The following is a 24,647-nucleotide window of genomic DNA, read 5'->3' on the forward strand; positions in this document are numbered from 1 at the left end:
TCAATCGCCACGGGCCGATGCAAGATCGGCACCGTGATGATTGTGAACTATTCTCCGCCTAAGGATGGATCTTCAACGCCGGCTTCCAAATCGGCGTTCCGTCGCGCCGGGCCTACGCCGCGGCCGACCCAACGATCCATGTCGATCTCATCGGTCACCCTCCACGGAACACCAGAACGCGTCATAAACAATCGTTCCATTTCCGCACGAGTGAAGGGTCGTGATCCTAGTCGCCCAAACACAGCCATTTGGCCGCCGGTTTCATCGACTGCGCGATCACGATCGATACCTTTCGACAGCGCGATCGCCGGCGTCGGTGTCTCTGCGAAGGCGATCAATTCCGGAACCGGCGCCGGGCTGAAGCCATAGAAGTTACGCTGGCTCTCCGGGCTTGTGAGTTGAAGAACCTTCATCCCGTTGCGTCCGTCGGCGACGTAAGCAAACAGCGATGCGTTCGTCGATGCGACAATAACGTCCTCTGCATCATTCAACGTGCCGTTCAACGTTACCTTTTCTTGAAGCACTGGCGCCCTTGGATTTTCCACGTCGAGGATGACCAAGCCATCCCCTTTCGCAGCAACGTAAGCGTATGTGCGAGCAACGTAGATCCGACGAGCATCTGCAAGAGGATATGTCGCCTCTGGTACAGCGATAGGATCGCGCAAATCAGTCACATCAAACAGCTTCACACCCTCGGCATCACTGACCCAAAGGTAGCGGAACTGGATCGCGCTAGCCCTTGCATCGGTCAATGTCCTGACAGCAGTCACTTGCGGTGATTTCGGATCGGAAAGATCCACCACAACCAAACCGCGATCCGCCGTAATATAGGCGACCTCACCAGCCAAATGAATGTGGTTCGCGCCATTTAGAACGCCATCTGGGTTCCATGCATCGGACCCGTCAGAATATTCCAAACGCTCGAAGAAGTTGTCGCGGAATTCGCCATCAGCCAACGTGTTCACGTCGACCATGATCAATCCTTCGACCGCATCGGTCACCGCCGCATAGTTGTAGATCGGCAAGAACGGTTGCTCTTGGTTCACTTCGCGCATTTGCGGTGTGTTGCGCTCTGGCGCGATGGGTTGGTTGGTCGCCAACGCCATGCAAGTCGCGTTCTCGGTATCGACATGTGTGTCATGACCCAAAGGTGAGAATGGCGCGGTGATGATCCGTTCAGACACACCTTTGTTGGCGATTGAGGCAACATCGTAGGCCCGGAAGCCACCGCGGCCTTCGGCGACGAACAGATATTCCCCGCGCAATTGCAAGCAACCGACGCGACCCGGAGTGCCCTCGTGCACGTTCACAAATTCCTCGAACGGATGAGTTTCACCCGAAAGGTCTTCGTCAAACGCGTATCCGCGCACCCAGTTTTTCAATTCTCGACCATTGTCCTCAACATGCATCTGCCAATAATCTGGCGTTGAATAGCGATGCAGATAAGAACCGATCACAGCTTGCGGTTCGTCATATTCGGTCACACGGACCGCCGTCAGACCGCCTTCGAGACCGGTCCACGCATGCATGCCGACGAAGTTTACATAGTTCGTGCCGAGCAAAAGCAACTGCGACATGATGGCGTTGTTGTCTTCGGCTTCGGACAAGTGACAGTCGGTACACGTCTTCGTTTCATTCAAACGAACAGTGTGCGGGAAGTGGGGCGCAAATGCCTGGCTTGAAAAACCAATCGCAGAGATCGGCGGTTGCTGAACATAGATCCGTTCCCGGTTGATATTTGTCGATGACAAAACAAGAGCGGAGGACGAACGAACCGGAGCAGTTTGATTGCCTTTGGTCGTTTGATGCACACCCAATTGGAACATCTGATCGCGCGCGACTTGAGGGTTGTAGCTTGCGAAGTTGCGAGTGGAGCCACCTTCATAACGATGCGACTTGGTTTTCCAGTTGGCCTCAATTGGCAGGTGGCACCCGCCGCATGATGTCGTCCAGGACAAGTGACATGTGAAGCAAGCCATTTCTTCGTCTTGGTGTGCCCGGTCGCCTTGCTCGATACCCGTTCCAAATTCGAAATTACCGGTTTCTGCGCCATAACGACTCATCAATTTGGATCGCGCAGCACGGGCATTGAAGACCGGTGTCGCTGGATCCACGGAATCGCGAACGAGGCTCATTTCCCACTGCAGTTCAGGATCAACGAGCGACCGTTGGATCAAAACGCGGCGGCCTTCTTCGTTCTCCATCCATTCAAACCGGCGTTGACCATCGGGGTTGCGCAAGAGGGCAAGGTTGTGCCCTTCTGGCGGCGCAGCAGGTCCACTGGTGCGGAGCGTCGGATATTCGTCGGCGGTGCCGTGGCAATCTTTACAACCGATCTCAATCGCATTCGCGACTTCGCCATAGATAAGTCCGTTGCCATGCGTGTCTTGTTCAAAGTGGCAATCAACGCATTGCATACCGACTTCGGCGTGGATGCTCATCATATGGACGGATTCACCCGGGTTTGTGCCCGGTTCAACGAATTGACCTTCGCCATCGCGGCGCCAACGCTGACGCCAACGTTCGTCATGATATTCGGCTTCTTCTTCGGTGTCGCCTTCTTGCGAAGGGCGCAAGATTTCGCCTTCCGCGTCCAGCATATTGCCGTCGCGATCTCTCTTAAAGATGGCGCGGAAATTCCAACCGTGGCCGTGATAATCGGCAAATTGCGTGTGTTCGAGTTCTGGATTTAGGTCGTACACATTACGCAAGAAATCGAGATCACCCCATAGGCCCTTTGCCGCTGCGGCTTCAGGATTGCGATCAAGGATTGCACGAATTTCTTCAGACGTAGGGAACCGTTGAGTTTGGTAGAACTCTTCGTATTCCGCATCGCTCATACCTTCTGGTCGCGGCGTCTGGTTTTCAGGCCCCGGCCACATAAACGGCGCATCGCTTTCATAATCCCACATCGTGTATCCGAGGTAGGAGTTCAGGAAGATGTTAGGCTGGTGCATGTGGCACGACATGCATTGCGATGTTGGAATTGATCGCGTGAAGACGTGTTGCAAGGGATGACCGGATTCCCGCACCGGAACCTCACCATGGCCATCGCCATTGTGATCATCATAGCTCTCGCCCGGTTGCCTTAAACCGCCGTGACCACTCGCTCCATCGCTCGCATGTCCATCATCAGAACCATGGCCACCATAACCATGATCTTCCTGCATTTGCGTGTTAATGGTCGGATCAACGGTGATCGTCTGACCGTCGCGCCCATATTGAGCATAGACCAATGAATGGCGCGGTTCGCGATCATTGGCGTAGACGACATGGCAACTGGCACAGCCGGAGTGACGGTAATCACCCGGTTGATCGTTGGTTCCCATGAACCACGTAAACGGATCGTTGAGACGCGTCTTGTGGATGTTCAAAGCAGGGATCGCAACCCGCAGGCCGGTGCCTGGGCCGCGGTTTGATTGTTTAAGGTCGGGGCGCCCTGGTTCTTCAAGGCGCTGGATCAGGCCGGTCGGATTGGGGATACCAATCTCTGGGAATTGCGACAGGATCGTGCGACCACCACGTTCAAACACCCGGAAAACGTCAGCGGGTGGGATCACATGCCACGTGGGCAATGGGTACAACTCAGAAAGCACGCCGCGCGCACGTTGAGCGTCGCTCAACTCACCATCTTCGCCATCACCGGGCGATGAAATGACATTGGCTTGGCCACTGATGACCGCAGGATCGCCACTCCGCGTATAGGCTTCGCCGAGCATGTAGTTTTTGAAGGGCAAAATCCCGTTATTGTAGGTGGCCCCTCCCCACAACATCGCACCCGTAGCCATAATCGAACGCTCTGCGGCTTCGATCGATTGGATGTGGCATGATCCGCATGCCTCGCGCGCGACCCGATAGTCCGACGGGTTTACGAACTTCACGAACTCAGGAGATTCCTGGTTCAGCAATGCATAGGAACGCTGTGGATTGGCGGATGATGGGAAGTGCCAGCTGTCGGGATATTTCGGCAGGACGTGCGCACTGTCACGCGCGGCGACATATTCGGGATGGTCTTGTGGAAGATCAGAATTGCCTCGCACACTGGCATTGCCGCCATGGCAATCCGTGCACCCCAATCGCACGGCGGGCGTTGTGTGCATCGTAGGAGCATCAGTTTGAAGGTGGCAAGTATAACAACCCTCTGATTTAGCGTCCATTTCTGCCTGAGACTGGCGGGCCGGTGCCGGCGGAGCGATGACCAAACTGTAATCTCGATAAGTCGGCGTCTCTTTATCCGCCGCCTGCGTTTCCGATTGAAAAACAGAAACCCCCAGCAACAAAGCCGCGACCGCAAGCAGCGCATAGCGCGGCGAAAAGCCGGTCGAAAATCGCGTGTATGTCGAGATCAAATTTTCTTGCATCAGTAGGCCAATGTCACGTTTGCGAGAATGGAATAGAACGCGGTGCCATCACCGCGATTGTCGAACAGGTCCTGAAACCCGTCACCACCCAAAAGCGTGGCGCCCGACAAACGGAAAACGATATTTTGATTGGCCTTAGGCCGCCAGATAGCCGACGCAGAGAGATCGTAGCCGATATCACTTGGGATCGTCCCTTCGATGCGCAGGTTCTCAAGCGTCGTTGTATCTTCAAACCAAAGATGATTGGCATTGGCGCTAATGCGGAATTCTGGAGTGAGATCAAAGTCTGCCCCGACCCCCACGAGCCAAAGGCCGGGATTGTTGAAATTCGATTGGCCTTGCTCTTTAGAAGACCGCAAATTGTTCAAAATACCGTTGCGACCATTCACCGAAACGGCGCGTCCACCGCCGGCAAACGGGATGGTCTGACGGATCCAATAAGATGTATCCGCGCCAGCAAAAACCGGGTTTTCGAAGATCGCGTCAAAACCGTTTTCTTCATTGTCGTAAGGATCGCTATCCCCACTTTGATACAGGCCAGAAACACGGAAACGAATCCAGTCGCGGTCATAGCTGAGTTCGGCCGCTGCAAATTGCGCATTGATGTCGGCAGGAATGCCGGTGAAGAAATTGTTGCGATCTTCACCCAGCGCCCAATACGCGCTCGCTGTGATGTTGATCCGACCGATCCGACCATCCGCATTGTAGCCGATGTAAAACACATCATAATCGCGGCCACGAAGGTCACCCAACAGCGCCGGTCGAACCGGGAAGCCATTGTCATCGATCTCGATGTCGTCACCTTCGCGATTGCGATTATAGGCCAGCGTAATCTGGCTGGTCAGCGCGGGAATTAGGAAATCTTGCCGGTACAGGTTGGCGATGAGCACAAAGTCATCGCGTGGGCTCTGAACGACAGAGTTCAGGCCGCTATTTGTGTCTTTCTCAAGCCGCCAAAAAGCAGCGAGATTGAACTGAAGACGGTTGTTGTCGCGATTGCCGAACAACCGCACGCCCAGTTGTTGATCATTGAATAAGAAGCCCCGGAAATCGGCCTGAAACGGTTGGATCCCGGCGCGGATCGACACAAAGTCGAACCGATCATTATCAAGTGACGTAAAGTGGTAATCGACAAACGCTTCTTGAACACCAAGGAAATGGTCGAGCCGGTCGCTACCTTTGGATGGCTCAACAAACAGGACCCGCCGCTCTGGCACGTCGACATAGTTGACGTTGTAAGCAAGGGTTAGACGATACTCGACGCTGGGCGGTTTGTACGCGGTGCTGCCTTTAAGCAGAGCAAAACCAGCGATGAATGTTTGTGACAAAACGGTCGAAAAATCATCGCCAAACACATCGAGGCGATCGGGATCTTCGGTTGTTTGAATACCTACAGGGATTGGAAAGGTGCGTGGTTCGTAGACGGTGTCGCTAATCAAGTTCGCGACGAAGAACCAATCGTCACCCGTAATCGGCAACCAAGGAACCTTGTCCGGGTTAATCGGACGGTCACCCTTGTAAGTGTTCTGATTGTATGGATCGAGCAAGTCTTCTTCGACAATGCCGAGCCCCTCGATCAAACGCCAGCGATCGGGGATCGGAACTTGATCGGGAGAAAAGGCTTGAGGTGCCGGAGCGCGTATCGCTCCATCATTCTCTTGCTCAATCGTTTCGGGCAATTCGGAGTTAAATCCGGGCCGCTCTCGCCCTTCGATAATCTCGCGATCCAACGGTTGTGGGTCGGGATTGGCCGTTTGATTTAGCCCCTCTGGCTCTTCGGTAGCCTCCGCCCCAGCCTCAGGTTGAGAAACCGCTGGCGGAGCTGCCGTTGCCATCTCTTCAATGGCGGAAGGTTGCGCCAAAACCACAAGAGGGATGAGCGAAAGCGCCATTTTTAAAGCCCCTCACACACATTCTGAGTGGGGTCATCTAGGAACGGAGCAAACGGACAGTTGATATACCTCAACCGGGTTTGACGTCCGTTCACAGTGACAACAATTCGATCCGCGCGGATTTCATTCGGGGCATTGCCGATTGTACCCGTTCGCACGCCTGCATTGTGAAGACCAAGAAAACTGATCATGTCATCCTGATCGATGCCATCGCCCGATACGCCAATTCCGCCGACCAATTGGTTGCCGCGATAGATCGGGACCGAGCCAGGGAAAATCTGAATACCGTTGTCAAGTCGGCTGCCCTCGCCCGCGATAACTGGCAATGTTGAACAACCACGATTTGTATCGTCCGGCAACGCGCCCAAGACAAACCGAAGATGCTCATCCAAATTGGCCAAAACCAAAGCGGATTGAAGGCCGGTTGAGAACGGATTGAACTGTTCAATTGGTCGCGACAAAGGTCCCGGAGGGGTGCCAACCTCGCCATCTGGGAAAAACGGCCGTGATAGGTTGCCGCCAGACCGATCGGCGAATGCGAACGCACCGGTTAGCGCGTTAGGATCACCCAAGAAATTGCGAACCCGCCCGACATATTCGGGAACCTCACCTTGGGCCAACAACAGCTCGTCCGCCGCGAATGTGCCAGAGAAAAAGTTTGCCGTTCGCGCTTTTTGCAAACTCACATCGGTGCCAAAGATTGGCGCGTCGGGCGAACGAACAATGCCCAATATGCGACCGCGCGTATCGACCAAGCTGATCGATACTTGAGCCCGGCTATCCAATGGACGGCGAATTTGAGCCCGCGCGCGGCTCATTACCGCAAACGCCTCTTCTAGTATCGCAGTTGCCTCTGCTTCGGTGATCGGATTGCCCACATCGTCGCCATCCGTTCCGGCCCGAATAGGAAATCTGTTCGTCCCTGCACCATCGGTGAGGACATAAGCGTCGGGGTTGGAAAATTCTGCCGCCGTCGAAGGCCGCATGCCCGATGCCTCCGTGCCATAGGCCGCGCCTGCCCGAATAACGTCATCGGAATAACCGCGCACCTCAACCAGCGCGCCCGCCGTGCTCGCAAAACTTGCGCCCGCAACATCACTTAACCCAGCATAAGTTGCGTCGGTGTAACGCAGCGATGTGCCATCTGCCGAAATGCGATCCGCACGAATGCTGACGGGTGCTTCAAAACCGATGGTCCCCGCCAGCGCGATGGATTCATCAACATCAATATCCACATCAAGGATATTGGGATCCAATCCGTATTCATCATCAGCAGCAACGCCGATACCGCCAACCATCACACCGTTCTTGTAGAGCGGAAAACCACCAGCATCCGCCGAAAGCCCAAGCGGAGAACGCTGCGGCCCAATCATCCCATCTACGAAGCGTGACGACAGGTCTGAACACGGAAGCTGGCTAAATTGCACGCCGAACAATGGCCCGCTTTCCAACCCAATTGTTGTAGGCGATGGTGGAAAGTGTTCCTGCACAATCTGCGAAGCAACGCGCGTAGAAAATGCATTGCCGCCGCTGGACAAATACGCACCGGTGATTGCCTTTGCGATAGATGCCGCCTCAGCCGGTACATCAAGCCCTTGAATGTCAATATTCTGGCCGTTCGGCGCGCCGGGTATAGACACGTTTATAGGGGCCCCAGGCATACGGAAAACCGCAAGAACATTACCCGGCCGATCCACAACGGTGATGACTGCGGCTTCGCCCTGCGCTGCGGCCTGGGCGGCGGCTTGAGCGATAACCGTTTGCACGTCTGTCGTAGAAAGACTTTCCGCCGCTGGAAACGCGAACAACTGCCCCGTTGGCGGCGGTGTTGGCGACGGCGGCGTTAAAGGCCCCGTACCCGTTCCACCGCCTGCAGGCGCGGAATCACCGCCACCACACGCGGCCAGCACCAGCAACGGTGCCCCAATAAGCTTCTTCCACCCCCCGGCCATTATTATTGCAACCTTCGAATAGCTGTGGTTGCCGAATTGATCGCGGTGCGGAAATCGGCAGGACTGTAAGCGTTAGGCTCTTCGACGGCCGCATAAGCACGATTGATATTCACCCGAATACCAGCCGCAGCCCCCGCCGTGACGCGGCCATTGCTGACCAAACCATTGAGAAGCGTATCGATAGCCATGACGGCTTGAACCGAACCGGAATAGTCGGTGAAGCGCGACCGGGTCGCATTGCCGCCAATGATTTCGATCACACGGAACGCGTCGGCATCAATATAAGCACGCTGACTAAGGGCATTGGAAAGAGCACGCGCACGTTGCGACAGCATGCCCGCCGCTTCACGCGCAGCCCCTGGACTGCCTTCACCCATCGCTTGGTGGAAAGTCCGGCTCGCACTGCGGAAATTTTCTGCCTGACCGGGAACCAATGCGCCCGCCACCGCCGAAAGCATGATGATATTCTCATCATTGAAAGGCGGATTGCCGAACGGAATTGGGCGCTCTGGATTGGCTTGGAAGGTCAGGCGGCGTTGATCCGAATCCTGAATTTCCCGGTGGCAGCTGTGACAATCGTAGAAATACAATTGCGGGAACGCGCCCTCCATGCCGAATTTCGGTTTCGCAAAAAGGCTTGTCGCGCGACGAACGGCCTCTGCCTGACCCACGGCCCAGAAACGCACTGCGTTCGGCTTACGCTTTCGGGCGGTGTAATCATCATCAATATCGTGATGCTGCTGCAACGCGCTAAACAGATCGAGTTCAAACGAAACACGCGGATGACCAGCGGCCATCATGGAGTGCGTGACAAATTGCCCAGTGCTTTCCGAACCGTAGTGACAATCAAGGCATACATTTGCGCGAACTTGCGGATTTTCGAGCGGCGTCAAACCATCAGAAACATTGGAAGCGTGCGTAGCGGGGCGAGCATAGTGGTTGGCCAGCCAACCTTCAGACGGTCCGTGACAACTTTCACAGCCCACGCCGTCGCTCAATTGAAAACGTTCACCGCGCTGCGATGATGGAGCATATGTTGCGTGACAGCCCAAACATTCCGGCGCTTGCGTCGCAGGGCCAATACCCAAACTGCTTGCGATTTGTTGACCACGACGGCCGGCCAAAACAGCATAAGCACGACTATGCGCACCGCTAGCCGAGGATGGTTCTTGCCATGTCGCGATTTCGTCTTGCCGAACAACAGCACCATTGCCTTCGGCGCGCCCATGACAGGTTGAACCAGCACAGCTGGCCACACCTTCAAACGTGCCGTTACCAAATGCGATTGCGCCAGGATAAACCGCGATAAGCCCAAGCACTGCAAAAAGCCGGAACAATCCGGCACTTTTGCTACGCAAGGAAGCGATTAACCCCCAATTCGGCCTTGATACTGTCATCCCATACCCCCCACGAGATGGCTTAACTTTGCTTTTTTCTCGGCGCTGCGCAAGTCTTGCATGTCTTGCACGTTCCGAGGCCGCAAGCAGCGTTCCAACCAATGATTAGCGGTCAATGCTGCTTTAGGCTTGTACAGTCCCGTCAAGTCGCATGCGTTATGCGTGCGACTCTTACCATTCCCACGATCCCTAACCCCTTGTCACAAGCTTGCGCCAGCTATGCAACCGTGAATGCATATAATCACCCAAAAGACTGAGCCCCTTGCCACGAACTGTGTGATTTTAGCCAATAATTGCAACAAGCCTTCCCCCAAACGCAATCCATCGGCATGCTGAAACTTGCGATACGCATCGCAGACGACACAGGGGGCAAATCAAAACTATGACAATCGAGACAATAGCCATTGGATCCGACGGTTTTTTTCATCCAAGCAACGAGGCTGAAGTCGTCGCGTTGATCAAACATGCGCGCGCGCAATCGCTGCAAGTTCGGGGCCGCGGATCAACTCATTCCGTCGCTTGGAGTATTTATACCGATCCAACCGATGGATCACCGCCGAACCGCACATTGCAACAGTCGCCCCCTCCCGGTGAGATCAATCTCGCCTTTGACAAAATGCGCGATGTTGTTTGGATCGACGAAACAAACGGGATCATCGAAGCCGGTCCCGGCATCAACCTTGGATGGGATCCACAAGACCCGTTTGGCGTCTCGACCCCCGAAAACAGCCTGCTGCATCAAATTTTTGAAAAAGGTTGGGCGGTCAACACTTTGGGCGGCATCATCCATCAAACTTTGGCCGGGTTCACGGCAACCGGTTCGGCGGGTGGCTCTACTCGTTATGCATGGGACAATGCGATTGCCTTTCGGATTGTCGATGGAACGGGAAAGGCAGAATGGATTGACCAAGGCCATCCTGATTTCGACGCGGTTGGTACGTCTATGGGATTGTTGGGGATCGTAACGCGCATCCGGATGCAACTTGTCCCAATGTACAACATCAAAGGTACGGAAAAAACAACGCCGATTGATTGCGAAACCGCGCCGATGGATTTCTTAGGCGATGGAAGCGCCTATCCCAATCAACCCAGTCTAGCGGATTATTTGAAGGCAGAACCTTACACGCGGGTCGTTTGGTGGCCACAGAAAGGGGTTGAGCGCATTCAAACATGGCAAGCGGAGCGTGTGCCTTTCACGAATGATGGCCTCAAACCCTATCAGCAGTTCACTCCAGATTTCGGGGGGCAGACCGAAATGTTCCTTGGATCGGTTGTGTTCGTCTTGTTTGGCAACACCAATCCGTTTCGGATCATCGGATTGATTTGGCAGAAGGCCGGCGTCTACCTAAACAATCTCGCCTATGTTCTTGTGAAAAGTGGAGCCGGCGGCTTCTCGCGCTTTTTGACGTATTTACTGGGTTGCGCCGTCGGCATTATTGTTTGGGTTTTGGGATTGGTGTTGGCATTTCTAAGCGGGCTCGTGCGGCTCGCCTTTTCGACATTGCTGCCGGCCTTCAATCCCATCACAAAGCCTGGAGAAGAAACCCTGTTCAACGACTATTATTGGCGATCCTTATGCATGGACAACACCGTCAGTGACGGTCTTTTGGGAACAGAATTCACAGAGATTTGGGTTCCAATCCAGCACACTCAAACCGTGATGAACCTGTATCAAGACATGTTTGAAGACGGTGGTGCATCTGCCACGGGATATTTCTCAACCGAAGTGTATGGCGGCCCGCCAAGCAAAGGGTGGATGCACCCCGGCTACACCGATGGAACGGATGAATACAAAGACGGTACCGTGCGCATTGATGTCTATTGGTTCAGAGACAACAAAGGCATTCCCAACGCAGATGAAGGCTTCCTCGACCAATATTGGGAGGTTCTTCGCGACAACGGCATTCCGTTCCGATTGCATTGGGGCAAGTTTGTACCACGGTACGATTTTGCCGACTGGGCCGAGCATTATCGAACCAACCTACCGCGGTTCGCAGACTTTTTGGCTTTGCGCGAAACGCGCGATCCAGACGGCCTGTTCTTTACCGATTATTGGCGCAAACGTTTGCTCGGAGAAACTTGATCTGATTGGGGGAGGATTGAACGCTTGCAATAGCGGCGCTTATCCTTCCCCCCATCAAAAGTTGTGGCGCTCAATTGGCTCCGATTGGTTTTGTGCCATCGCCAAGAACGATGAACGCAGCCCAATAGAACGGGTGCGACGTATCAGGATCTTCCATCAATCCGCGTTGCGCATCGCTGAGTGAACTCGACAGACCTTGACCCGGCTCCCCGGTAATGAGGCCTTGGACGAGGCGTTGAGTTGCGTCGAAATCATCGGGAACGGGCCAGTGGCTTGCCACAACCGCGCGCGCGCCAGCGCCAACAAACGCGCGAACCAAACCATCAAGAGCGTAATTGCCCCCGCCGACAACGCCCGCGTCGCGCGATGCAGCGCTGGTTGCCATGCCGGCCGTATCGCAGGCCGACAAAATGACGACATCGGCGTCCAAGTTTAGGTCGAAGATCTCTTTGAAGCTCAACAGGCCATCTGAGCCCTCATCACCAAATGAAGTAACCAGAGCCGGACGCGCTGGACAGTTCGGCTTCGGCGCAGTCACAAGACCGTGTGTTGCGAAGTGAACCACGCGGTAATCGGACAATTCTTCGTTGGCCAGCAATGCCGTATCCGAGAACGCATCGCCAACGGCCACGCTGCTTTTGTCTTCACCATATTTGCTGGCGGCAAAGAACAGTTCGCCCGGATCAATCGGATCCCGCCATGTGTCCAATGTCCACGCGCATGGATCGGTCGATTCCGATTGCTGTGTTGGGAGAGCGTTTGAACCAACGCCCAAATAGCTTTTCTTCGCGCGCGATGGCGCGATATTCCGAATGTTGAGGAAACCGCGCGGGCTAACTGCGATCGACACTTCACGTGTCCGACCTAGCCAATCAATCTCCCGATAATCGTAGAGATCTTCACTCTCATCTTCGGTCCGTTCAAGATAGGCATCCACGCCCTCTTGCGATGCTATCAACACTTGAGGTGGCAGTTGCAGCAAGGGGCCGTCGGGTTCGAAAATGATGTGCTTTACGCCCGCCATCTCCTCTTCGATCTGGCCAAACAGACGAATATACAAACCACGCGCGCGCTCAACGTCGAAGGGGTACGTTACCGTTTGACCGGATTCGTACACAACGATTGAGTCGCGAATAAACGCAACGTCATCGTCCAATTCGTTCAACCCGCCTTCAATCTTGAAGCTGCGTGAACCCGAACTGGTTGCCCACAAAGCGTAAACATCTTCGCCAACCAGAACGATTTTGTAATACGCCTCATCGGCCCGCAATTCTGATTGCAATTCCGACAGTTCGAGACGTTTAGGCGTCAACGCTCGGAAGCGAGGATATTCCGCCAAGCGGGACAACAATCCGGTTTGTTCAGAACGCAAGTAATCAAGAGTTTCGTTCGCAGCCGTGAGGCCATCGACCTGAAGCTGTGTTGGCGTCGGCAAAGCCGCCAAGCGATCAGCCCGCGCCTGAGTTCGTGCAATTTCTCGACTGCGGTTCAAAGACAAACGGAACAAAGCAGACGCTTCGTCATCACCTTCGGACATTTGCCGTGCAAGAATTGCTTGTGTTTGGGCAACGCCCGGGCGCTGCAACATCTGTGATGCGTTGAAGAATTCCGCGGTCGCATCGCTTGATCCGTCATTGGCCAACAAGGCGAAATACGGTTCCAACAGATTGCGCAGACTGGATCCGCTATCGGTTGTGTTCGCTGCCCGATCGACCACTTGCCCAAACAAAGCGCGTGATTCAGCGGTCCGCCCTGCTCTAAGCAAAAAGCCGGCTTTGCGCGCATACGCTGCAAGCAAGACAGGCGATTGAGGATAGTCGCGCGAAATCGCTGAAGCCGCCACATCGTATGCCCGGATTGCCGTTTCAGTGCGTCCCTGTCCCTCGGCAACCAATGCGCGTTCGATCGCAATTTCAGAACGCAACCAGCGCGCCGACGCAACCCGTCCTTCGCGAACCGCAGCAATGCGAGCATCCGCCCGGCGCAGCAATGTCAGCGCGTCGCTCAGACGATTTTCCTGACGCGCAATGGAGCCAGAAATCGCATCCGCCTGAGCATCCAAAAGCTCGGCTCGTTCGATCGGTGACAAACCAAGCTCAACCCCGCCGAGGCGTTGAAGAGCAAGGTTTTCCCGATTGATTTGTGCGGATAGAGGATTGTCGATGAAGCCTTCGCGGATGGTGAATTCATCCGCATCCGGATCCACATCACGCATTTGTTGCCCCAGCACATCGAGAGCCGCCTCGGGAAACCGGCGGTTCAGGAAGTTCATCGCACGATAATTACGAATGATCCGTTGTGCGACGCCGTCGTTCCGAGTGAGCGTTTCATCAGCCTGACGGAACAGTCTTTCCGCCGCCGTGAAATTTCCCAGATTGGACTGCTGAAGACCTTGGTTTGCCAAGACTTCAGCCATCACGGCAGAACTGCCCTGACTGCGTCCAGCGAGATTTTCAAAGAATTGCCCGGATTCCGCAAACCGTCCACTGTTGTTGCGCACATAGGCTTCGTTCAAAGCGTCAAATTGGCTAAGCGCGCCCGCCTGCACTCGTGCGAATGCCGCAGCATCGCTGACCTCAGTTTGAGCGACTTCGATTGTTCCCGGCAGAGCCCGATCGTTGAACACAGACGCCAACGCCAAACGCAAAACAGGGTCATATCCTGCCAAACCTTCGGCAAGATAGGTCCGATCGCTCTGCTTAAGCATATAGCTGCGGTAAGAAACGCCCACCTCGGCATCGGTGCAGGTCAGTTTGGTAACCGCGCCCACCTGATCGATCTCAGCCGTCTCTGGCGCCTCGCAAGTGGCATTCTCGCCTGCAGCACTAGGCTTTCCATCCAAGCTCGATGCGTCGCGCATCACCAAAAGCGAGCCAACCGCGCCAGCTGCATCCCGACATGTCAATCGATAGGCGCGATCAAACATCCCTTTGAGACGCGCCTCTTCTGGGGCGTTTTGGGCCGTGCAACGAACTCCCGCATTACCGACGCGGAAATTCGTTTGGATAGACAATGGCGCATCTTGCGAAGCAGCCGGAGCAACCATGATTGCGCCGGCCATCGCAACGGTAGCCACTGCCAACGCGCTTACAGTTTTGACAAACTTCACGGTTGCTCTCCATTTCCATCGGCTTGAGGGCCGGTAACGTCGGGATCGATAAGGCCGGGGTTGCCCGAACCGCTGATTGGATCATTGATGGCGCCGTTGCGATCAAGCGCATTGGTGCTGATGATGCTGACCGGCGGAGCGATTGGGCCAGAGGCTGGTCCCTCGCTCTCTTCCTCTTCTTCCTCAGCGGCTTCTTCCTCCTCCTCTTCGGATTCTTCCTCCTCAGATTCTTCGGCCTCTTCGGACTCGCTTTCTTCGCCCTCGGCTTCGCTATCGTCGCTTTCGCTAGAATTGCTGTCTTCGCCGCTGTCGCCATCGGACTCGCTCGATCCGCTATCGGAATCGTCCGAGCCAGAGCCGCTGTCTGAGCTGCCGTCATCGGTGTCTTCGATCACGAAGTCTTCGTTGCCGCCTCCGCCGTCATCGACATTATCGGCAGAGACATCGCCGCCACCGTTCGAACCAGAGCCAGAGGAACCGGTGTTCGCACCGGCGGATGAACCGCTGGAATCATCCGATCCCTCGTCATTGCCGCTGCCGCTATCATCGTTGCCGCCTGAATCGGCGCCGCTGTCGCCGCTTCCGCTGTTGCCGCTGCCGCTCGAACCGCTGGAACCTGTGCCGCTGATCGCTGCGGAAACCGTCGAAGTGACCTCACCCTGATCACCCGCAGGCGCCTCTGTCGCGTCACACCCGCCCAATTCGCAACCGTTGAAACGGCTGCCCGCAGCGAACATTGAATCTTCGGGCAGAACGTCAATGATCGCCGTTGCTGCTTCATCGCCAGTCAAGACATTGCCCGTACCGTCATTGATTTGAGCATTGATGACGAACAATACTTCTTCGGAAGCCCGCCGCCTATCTGCCCCAAACTGAAGACCCTCTGCGCTGGCCACGGTGATACCGGCTGGAGCTTCTTCTGTGCCAGTGTTTTGAACCAGGATGTCATCGCGTGCATCAAAGATCAGTGTTGCACCATTCAACACACCATCAGGTCGTGAGGTCGCCGCCGGTGCAGAGAGCAGGTCAAACAGCTCCTCAGCGGTTTCATCTCCAGTGAGGGCGTCAAACAATGAGGCTTCGCCAATTGCGATGGTGTCAGCCGAAATCGCGATCGATCCGCCATTGGCGAGCAAATCAATGCTGCCCGCCGTGCTGTCGATCATGAATTGTCCGGTTTCGATGGAAAGCGCGATAGGATCACTTGCGCTGGCGGTGACATTGCCCCGCACCAAAATATCACCCTGTTGGTCCAACGTTCGCAGGATCAGGTTGGTGAGGATCGGGCTGCTCGACAAGTCAAGGTCACCGATCTCAATGTCTGCTCCGTCAAAGTTCGCCGCACCAGCAATCACCAATTGGCCGCTTTGCATGCGTTCAAGTGCATTCGTATCAACAACAAAGCGTTGGATGCCGCTGTTGTCCGTGTCCGTTAGGAACACACCTTGATCGTTGGTCGAAGTCAGATTGATTGTGCCGTCTTCGCCAGCGTCCAGTCCACCTCGAGACGTGAATTCCAATCGAGATCCCGTGATGTCGATGAGCTCAGACTGCCAATCGTCATTCACTTGGACAAGCTCGCCGGCTTGCACGGTAATTGAAGAGCCGCTGAGCGCGACAAAGCCAGCATTGCCCGCCGCGTCGATGTTCAGCGAGCCAGTCACAACTATCGGGTTCAACCCGGTCACATCACCAATCTGAGTGCTAGCGACAAGGGAGCCTGCGACTACATCCCGCAATTCAATCGAGCCCACGGCATCAAGGTCAATCAACCCGACAACATTCAGCGCGCTGTTCGCCGTGATATTGCCATCAAGCGCCGTAACATCGAGAGATCCAGCGTTGACATCACCCAACGTGACACTGCCGCCAGAGCCAACCTGAACCGCGCCGTTCACGCTTGTCACGCCGCCCAAATTGATCGAAGCGAATTGACCCGACGTGACGGTCAGAGAGTCGGCCGAGACGTTCGTTGTATCAACCGATCCATTGGCGTTGAGCGTAATGTCTCCACCAGCAGAAAGGACCGAGCCAGCGAAAATCTGATCACCCGAAGAGGCATTGATAGATCCGGCTATTACTGCGCCATCGAACTGGATCAGACCTGCTGCGTCCAAAGTAATCGCGCCGTTTACGATCAACGGGTTTTGATTGACGAACAGGATTACCCCTGTTTGCGCCTGAGCATTAAGCAATCCGGCATTCACATCATTGATTTCGATGTCGCCGGGCGCTTGCAGATCGACAGCGCCGGTCACATTGAGCGCGCCCGAGGAAATGACATTTCCGTCAAGCGTCATCGCGGTCACCGAGGCGGCTGTAACATCAGAAATGTCGATCGTGCCGCCTGCGGCAATGTCCAATGACGTGTCTAGAACAGTAGGGCCGTTCAAAGTCACGGTGCCAAACTGCCCCGTCGTCGCCACCATCGATTCTGCGTTCACACCGTCAAGATCGATCGATCCGCTGGCGTTGAGATCAATCGCGCCTTCGACGTCCAATAGTCCATCAGAAAAGATATCGCCGTCTTCGGATTCCGCAAAGAGCGAACCACCGGAAAGGCCCGCAAGTTGGATTAGGCCAGCGGCATTGAGCAAAATATCGCCTGCCACCACCAAAGGACTGCTGAAGATGATATCTCCTGCCTGAGCCGTGGCGGAAACCGATCCTGCGGTCACATCTGCTAAGACAATCGAACCAGCCGCGGTCAAATCAAGCGCGCCGGTCACATTAATGACCCCGTTGGAGGTGATATCCCCGCCGGTTGAAACTGCGGTCACGAATTCTGCTGTGATCGAACCCAAATCAATCGGGTCGCCAGTGACGAGGGAAACCCCGCCGCCGCTGGAATCAACCGCGCCTGTGACGATCTGACCATTCGGCGCGCTGAGCGTAATGTTTGGCGCGGTCACATCGCCGACAAAGATTGAGCCAGCGGAAGTGAGGTTCAAACGGCTGTTTGTCCCAACCCCTGAAATATTAGCCTGCGTGAAAATGTCCCCAACGGTGGAGATTAGGTTCATTTCCTGCGTAACATTGATCTCGCCCGGGGCCAGCGGCGGATCGCTTGGATCCGGTGCGACAAAGTTCGCTGCGGTGATTTCGAGCAGCCGAGTTTCCAGCACAGAATCGGCAACAACCAGATTTACATCGCCCAGAGTTGTGAGCAGATATTCACCGCCCGGCCCGTTCAACGTTGCATCGGTTAGCGCAAATCGGAAAGGGTTGACTGTTACTGGTACAAGCCCGCCCATGCCGTCATCGACGAGGAAGTCCGGCGCCGTCTCGCCGCCGAGGTTGATTTCAAGCGATTCGATCACAGCATCTGATTGAGTGATCGATACTTCGCCGCCGGTCGAAAACTGGCTCGCGCCTTCCACTGCTCCAGTACCGCCGGTGGAGAATGTTTCCATCAAGACTTCGCCAAGGTTCAGCGCACCCCGGCCAGGGTTTTGGAAGGCTTGCGATACAGCCAGTGACAGCGTTGCAGCCGCCGCGTTACCACCATTGCCAGCGGTCGCCCCAGAGCCGCCATCGCCGCCAACCGACTCGCCGGTCAATTCCACATCAGCGGCGGTAACGAGAGCCCCCCGCGTCAGGAGAGTCAAAACGCCTTGGCGCGCATCACCGCCGTCGCCGCCCACACCAGTGGTTGCATCGCCGCCGTCGCCGCCAAAATTGCCAACCTCAGCATCGATATCGTCAAAAGTTGCCGCGCCCTCGACAAGATTGGGCACTGCTCCGCCGCTTGCTGTGCCAAACTGCGCAGCGCCGCGAATTGCATCTCCGCCTGCGCCGCCATTCACACCGTTGCCGCCTCTGCCGCCTCTGGTATCGATGTTGATATTGGTGCGGCCTAATACTTCCAATGTGCCATTGATCGCCCGGCCAAAGATAAACGCTGAGCCGCCATTTGCGTCGCCGCCAACCCCGCCATCGGCCATTGTTCCGCCATCGCCGCCGCTGCCTCCATCGACATCGACATCGACATCCAGACTGCCGACTCTGATGAGGCTTGGGATACCGCCATCATTGTTCCGCGCATCGATCAGCACGGTGTTGCCAGTGCCGACGCCGCCATCCCCTGCCAACGCGCCATTGACGCCGTCGCCCCCTGATACGTCTGTTTCGACGGTCAATTCGCCGCCAATGATCAGACCGCCGCCGGTAACCGCGATCCGTGTGAGGTTACCGGTTGCATCACCGCCGATCAGCCCGTCGCCGCCGTCGGAATCGGCAAAGATATCGACATCTCCGGTGATGTTGATCTGTCCGCCGTCTGTACTGAGGCCGATAAACCCGTATTGCGAAGTGCCGCCCATGCCGAGGGTAGAATCGCCGCCGAGCGCATCAGACTCCAAAGTAACGTCACCGCCAACATTGAACGTCCCCGGTTCAAATGTGCGGAATTCGCCACCGCCAGAAACTGCGTTGCCGCCATCACCGCCGAGATCGCCGCCATCGCCGCCGGTTGCCGTAGCTATCGCGACCACATCACCAGTAAATGTAACCGGCCCGTCAGCCACCCCGCCATCGAAACTGATTGCCGCGCGGGCGCTGTTTGCATCGCCGCCACGGCCTGCACCGCCCGGCTGGATCGAACCACCCGTCGCGCGCGAACTTACTTCGAAAGAATTGGCCGTAATCGTCGAGCCGCCAAACATGCCGACGAATGTTTCAGAAGCGGTGGCGTTGCCAGCTGTCCCTTCAGATGCATCGCCGCCTGTTGCGCGCGATCCGACCGAAATTACACCGTTGGCGGTGAGAGCGGTGTTCCGCACCTGCATGCCTATAAATTGCGTGTTCGCATTGCCGCCAACCACTGCGCCTGAACCGATGCCGTTGCCGCCGGTCGCGAAGTTCTCAACAAAAAAGCTGCCGTCGATATTGATGGTGGAATTTTCAAAGAAAGGCACGCTGCCCACACCGGTTGCATTGCCGCCCTGGTGACCGTCGCCACCAATTGACTCTGCAAAAACAAGCACTCCCGACAGAATGTCGACAGTGGAGCTATTTGCCGAAAATGCGAAATTGCCGCCAAACGCCCCTCCTCCGGCGATGCCCACATCACCGGTTCCGTTGCCGCCAATTTGTTCAAGAATGATTGAATCAAACGCAACATCAACATCCGCATTGAAAAATGAAATTTGAGTCGTGCCGCCAGAGGCAAAGCCGCCATTGGTGCGCTGCGCCCCGCCACTTGCTGAGCCGCCTAACGAACTGGCGATCAGGGACAACGTCCCCAAATCAGCGGTTGAATTGCTGACATCGACGATAATATTTGCACTCGACGCGGAACCAGCTGTGCTGTCGCTTGCCTCGGTATCACCGCCTCTTGCGGTGTTCAAAAGCGTTAGCGGAGTGCCGGCAATGCCGCCAAAGAAAGCCGTGCCGCCATTACGAATACTGATGTTAACAAAGCCGCCGTTAGCATTGCCACCTGATCCAAAAACTCCAGCGCCGCCGATCGCTTCAGAGGACATGAAATCAAGTTCACCCAAAGCAACATCGCCGGTGACGTTGCCGCTGAGGATTGTGATTGCTGAATCATCATCGGACGAAGTCAACCCAACAGTGCCACCCGTCGCATCACCGGCGCCTCCGCCAACATCTAATCCGCCGGTCGCATCGGCCGACATGTTCAGCTCTCCGGTGGTGAACAAAGCGCCACCAAATGTCGACAATTGCGCATTGCCGCCAATCGCAGAGCCACTATCGCCTGCATGAGCGTTGGTGAGCATCCGCGTTACCCCGCCAACCGTGACTTGCACGCCGTTCTGCATGAACAATTCTGCAAAGCCGCCTTGCGCGGTGAGGCCGTTACTCGTCCCGCTTAGATCAGCACTGGCGTCGATAACCAGATTTCCGGCTACATCTAATGTGCTGCCGAGATTTTCGACGATTAGCCGCGCCGAACCGCCAGAATTGGTGCCGTTGTTATCAAAATCTCCATTCGCTAGCGCGCTGATCAGAACGCTGCCACCCGCTGATACCGCCGAACCGCCAGTAATGAAGACTTCTGACCTTCCGCCATCGCCACCGAAATTCGGCCCTGTCGTCACCAACGATATATTGCCGGCGACATCGAGCGTGCTGCTATTGCCGGAACTAAAGTTTTGCGCAGCCGTAAGTGTCGCCGTGCTAGCGGACAGATCAATGTCGCCAGCAACCGTCACACCTGAACCGCTAAGGCTAAGGTTCAAATTCTGGCTGTTTGTTGCGTCGTTGTTGCCATCGAAACCGGTCGCATCGATCTGCAAGTTCGACAAAATATTTAGCAATGAGTTTTCAACCACGAAGTTGAACGTGCCGGTAATCAGATTGCCGTTTGCGGCGAAGCCAGCAGGCGATGCACTACCGGCCTCCGCAATAAAACGAATGCTGTCGAATGCGACGTCGACATCGGAGTTTGTGACTAAGAACTCATTGTTATCGAGAAAAGCATCGCCACCAAAACTGCTCGTACTACCAGCAAGACCAGATCCGCCGCGAACATCCACCAACACCGACAAACGGCCCAAATTGGCAATAGAATCTGTGATTACAAAGCGGTTGAAACCGCTTTGAGCAAAGCCAGCCATTGCATTGTCAAAGATGGTGTCGCCGCCGATAGCAGTATTGACGATCAGCAACGGGTTCAGGACCGAATCCGGCAAAGAGATTGTGCCACCGTCGGTAACGTTGATGTTCGTGCTGCCCGCAATTGCATCGCCACCATCACCTGCGATGCCGAGCCCGCCAAAGGCTTCTGATGACAGGAATTCCAATTCTCCCATTCCGGCATCGCCAATAGTATTGGCGTTGAGCACCGTGAGAGAACTTCCGCTACCATTAACGGCTATTTCGACTGTTCCGGCAATGGCATTTCCGCCCGCACCGAGTCCGCCTTCACCGCCAATCGCATCGGCCGATAGGCTCAGTTCTCCCGTCGTGAATTGACCGCCGTCAAACACCCCAACAAAGGTGAAGCTGCCGGTGGCGTTGCCATCATCGCCTGCGATCGCATTGGACAACAGACGTGTAACGCCTCCTACGGATAGCGAAGCGCCTTGTTGAACAGAAACATCAGCATTTCCGCTAATGGCATCAAGACCCGTTGATGAACTCGATAGGTCGACTGAAGCATCGATTATGGCATTACCGCCAATCGCCAAAGCAGTGTTCGCACCCTCAACGGAAATCCCTGCAAAAGAACCGGAGACTCCGCCATCTCCGTTTGCATCTTCCATGGCGCGCGACACGATCAGAACATTTCCGCCAATGACGCCAGTCGATCCACCTTCAAGGCGAATGTTAGCCGACCCGACATCGCTGCCAAAAGCAGGAGACAAAGCTTCGATTGTGAGATCGCCATCAATCTGAAGGGTGCCCGGCGCCGTCGCTCCGAAGTTATCATTGATCGTAAAACTAACAGACGGTCCAGAAAGCAGCATATTTCCAGCGACATTAAACGCGCCACCAGAACTGATAACGCCAATCGGCCCCGCATCTCCTGCGCTACCGTCACCATCAACCGCGAGTGTGGTGATCAACAGATCGGATTGCACATCGAAGATAGTGGATGCCAGGAAGATGTTGAAATCATTCCCGAATGCACCACCATCCACACCAAGACCATCAAGCGATCCACTGCCGGCGAAACGTTCAAAACGGATTTCGTCGAAGGCGATGGTGACATCAGAGTTGTTGAAATCCCATTGTTCGAACCCGCCCGTCGCATTGCCGCCCGACGACCGTTCCGACATGCCAACGGCCGAACCGCCTTGCGCGAGTGTCCGCACCGAAAGCCGCCCCAAGTTGGCCGTTGTGTCGTTGATGCGCATGATCGAACTGCCATTCTGCGCTTGGCCTCCGACACTGTCGCTCGCCAGCGTATCGCCAGCAATCGCGGTGTTGACGATAAACAGCGGGTTGAGCGGATCGTTGGCCAAATTGACCGTAGCGCCTGATTCCACCGTCAATTCGGTGTTGCCTGAAAATGCATCGCCGCCATTGCCGCTCACGCCATTGCTGGCAAACGCCTCTGACGAGAGGAAATCAAGCTCACCAAGCGCGCCATCGCCGATTGTGTTGCCGTTTAGAACAGTGACCGAAGACCCCGCATCGAGCGCGATTAGCGACGCCGTGCCAGCTGTCGCGATATTGCCGCCAAGGCCAAAATCTTCGCCGGCCGTCGCGTCAGCAGAGATATTCATTTCTGACGCCGAAATAACGCCAGTGTTTTGAACGCGAACCTCCGCTGTAGAAGCAGTAGCCCGGCCGCCAATTCCAGCCACAGCATTGCTCAAGACGCGAATGACTCCGCCTACGTCAATCGTCGCCCCGCCAAATTCGGCAAAGACTGTTGCAAAACCGGCCTCGGCATCAAAGCCCTCAGAAGTGCCGGTAAGATCAACGCTGGCATCTGCAATAAGGTTTCCGCCGACGTTCAAAACGCCCCCAGAATTGACCAGAACCTGCGCGGTTCCGCTGGTCACGGTGTTGGTGCCATTGGAATCGATTGAAGCGTTGGACGCAACCACAAGATTGCCCGCAACCGTTGCCACAGCGCCATTATTGACACGGAAAAACACATCACCCGCGTCCTGACCAATACGGTCTAATCCAGCGATTAGGGTGAGGTCTTCTTGGGCATCCAAACTCCCGATGAAACCCGATGCCTCATCGACCAAAACATTGATGCCGCCGGAGAGAAAGCTGGCGCTCTCTTCAAATGTGATGTTCGAGAAAATTGACGTGATGTTGACGTCGGTTAAAGCTTGGCCAACGACCTGTGACGTGAACAGAACGCCGCTGCCATTGCCAACGTCTTGATCGTTGATGTCGATGAAAGAATTGATCGCCGGATTGACGGGCACATCTTCGATTTCGCCAACCGTGATGTTGTAACCCGATGACAAAACAACGACGTCGCCGTCCATGCTGGCAACTTGCGCCACATCAAAGCCGATGGAGCTACCACCGTTGATCGCCAAAGTGGTCGCGGCATTCTTTGAAATAGAGACCATGTAAATGCGGTGATTGTCACCGATCCCGGTGCTGCCCGGGCCGCCGGTTGTGCCGCTGTGTTCGAGCGCGGCAAAGCCGTTATCGTTGCCGATCGACACTTGAATATCGAACAAACCATCTGGGCTGAACGTGATCGTTCCAGCCTCTGCCGCAACCAAGGCGGCCTGACCGTTCACCTGAATATTGCCCGCTTGAGTAATTGCGGGCGCAAACAGAGCAACATAGCTTCCTTCTTCCAGAGCGTTAATTTGCGCTCCGGGCTCGATGAGGATGTCGCTAAACCCTTCGGCCTGTTGAAAATCGACCGTATCGTTGATGATGAAATTGCCATTGCCATCCGTAAGAGGCGCGGCCGTGGTCAGTCCCAAATTTCCAACGTCAATAACGGCATTGGACCCAATAACAATCCCGCCCGGCGTGTAGAAAAACACGGTCCCGCCAGTAACGCTACCGCCCATGCCATCTTGGATCTGAGAGACGATATTACCATCCAGAATGATTCGGCTGAATGGATCAATAGGCGTGATACGGTTGAGGACAGCGAAATCGCTAATCCCGGTGCCGTTTGTGAATGTCAAGGTGGTGCCATCGGGCTGCAACAAGATGTCGCCAAACCCAGATTGATCATCCGGCACCCAATCGATCACCGCGCTATTGGTTTCCACCGAAACATCAGTTGCATCGGGTGCAATTGTGATAGTCGCGCTACCTTCGGCAACGGTGCCCTGCGCGAGAAGGGATTGTGCCTGTGCCGGACTGGATGCGAGCACAAGCCCGGTGGCAAGTGCCAAAGCAGAAGACTGAGTCAGCGCGAGATGATTTTTATAAGCCAAAATCTTGTTCC

7 protein-coding genes are annotated in these 24,647 nt (G+C 55.4%); 1 reads left to right on the forward strand and 6 read right to left on the reverse strand.

What is annotated here, in order from left to right:
- Positions 1-47: 47 nt before the first annotated feature.
- The 4 genes from BQ8290_RS05555 to BQ8290_RS05570 are packed head-to-tail and all read right to left on the reverse strand — an operon-like array spanning position 48 to position 9,602.
- The gene (locus BQ8290_RS05555; RefSeq protein ID WP_108788332.1) at positions 48-4,361 is read right to left on the reverse strand and encodes a hypothetical protein; all 4,314 of its coding nucleotides are present in this window, start codon (positions 4,359-4,361) and stop codon (positions 48-50) included.
- Positions 4,361-6,253 carry a hypothetical protein gene (locus tag BQ8290_RS05560; protein ID WP_108788334.1) on the reverse strand — a complete coding sequence of 631 codons (1,893 nt, stop codon included), beginning with the start codon at positions 6,251-6,253 and terminating at the stop codon, positions 4,361-4,363. The genes BQ8290_RS05555 and BQ8290_RS05560 overlap by 1 nt, the downstream gene beginning before the upstream one ends.
- A gap of 2 nt (positions 6,254-6,255) precedes the next feature.
- On the reverse strand, positions 6,256-8,205 hold the full coding sequence (locus BQ8290_RS05565; RefSeq protein ID WP_108788336.1) for a heme-binding protein: 1,950 nt from the start codon (positions 8,203-8,205) through the stop codon (positions 6,256-6,258).
- 2 nt (positions 8,206-8,207) lie between these two features.
- Positions 8,208-9,602 (reverse strand): cytochrome c family protein, encoded by a 1,395-nt coding sequence (locus BQ8290_RS05570; RefSeq protein ID WP_108788338.1) that lies wholly within the window; start codon positions 9,600-9,602, stop codon positions 8,208-8,210.
- Positions 9,603-9,984: 382 nt separating this feature from the next.
- Between BQ8290_RS05570 and BQ8290_RS05575 the strand changes: the two genes are divergently transcribed.
- Positions 9,985-11,685 carry an FAD-binding protein gene (locus BQ8290_RS05575; RefSeq protein ID WP_108788340.1) on the forward strand — a complete coding sequence of 567 codons (1,701 nt, stop codon included), beginning with the start codon at positions 9,985-9,987 and terminating at the stop codon, positions 11,683-11,685.
- 70 nt (positions 11,686-11,755) lie between these two features.
- On the opposite strand, the gene BQ8290_RS05580 is transcribed toward BQ8290_RS05575, so the two are convergent.
- Both BQ8290_RS05580 and BQ8290_RS05585 read right to left on the reverse strand, forming a co-directional pair.
- A complete protein-coding gene (locus BQ8290_RS05580) occupies positions 11,756-14,794 on the reverse strand; it encodes a CHAT domain-containing protein (protein ID WP_337661050.1) in 3,039 nt (1,012 codons plus the stop codon).
- Positions 14,791-24,636, reverse strand: a complete 9,846-nt coding sequence (locus BQ8290_RS05585; RefSeq protein WP_108788342.1) for a hypothetical protein — start codon at positions 24,634-24,636, stop codon at positions 14,791-14,793. Before BQ8290_RS05585 ends, BQ8290_RS05580 begins: the two co-directional genes overlap by 4 nt.
- Positions 24,637-24,647: the final 11 nt, after the last annotated feature.

This window comes from Erythrobacter sp. Alg231-14 (genome assembly GCF_900149685.1).
GTDB lineage: Bacteria > Pseudomonadota > Alphaproteobacteria > Sphingomonadales > Sphingomonadaceae > Erythrobacter.

What these genes read in the sequence shown, in the direction of transcription:
- BQ8290_RS05555 (WP_108788332.1), bottom strand. Translation starts at nt 4,361, where the DNA reads ATGCAAGAAAATTTGATCTCGACATACACGCGATTTTCGACCGGCTTT.
- BQ8290_RS05560 (WP_108788334.1), bottom strand. Translation starts at nt 6,253, where the DNA reads ATGGCGCTTTCGCTCATCCCTCTTGTGGTTTTGGCGCAACCTTCCGCC.
- BQ8290_RS05565 (WP_108788336.1), bottom strand. Translation starts at nt 8,205, where the DNA reads ATGGCCGGGGGGTGGAAGAAGCTTATTGGGGCACCGTTGCTGGTGCTG.
- BQ8290_RS05570 (WP_108788338.1), bottom strand. Translation starts at nt 9,602, where the DNA reads ATGACAGTATCAAGGCCGAATTGGGGGTTAATCGCTTCCTTGCGTAGC.
- BQ8290_RS05575 (WP_108788340.1), top strand. Translation starts at nt 9,985, where the DNA reads ATGACAATCGAGACAATAGCCATTGGATCCGACGGTTTTTTTCATCCA.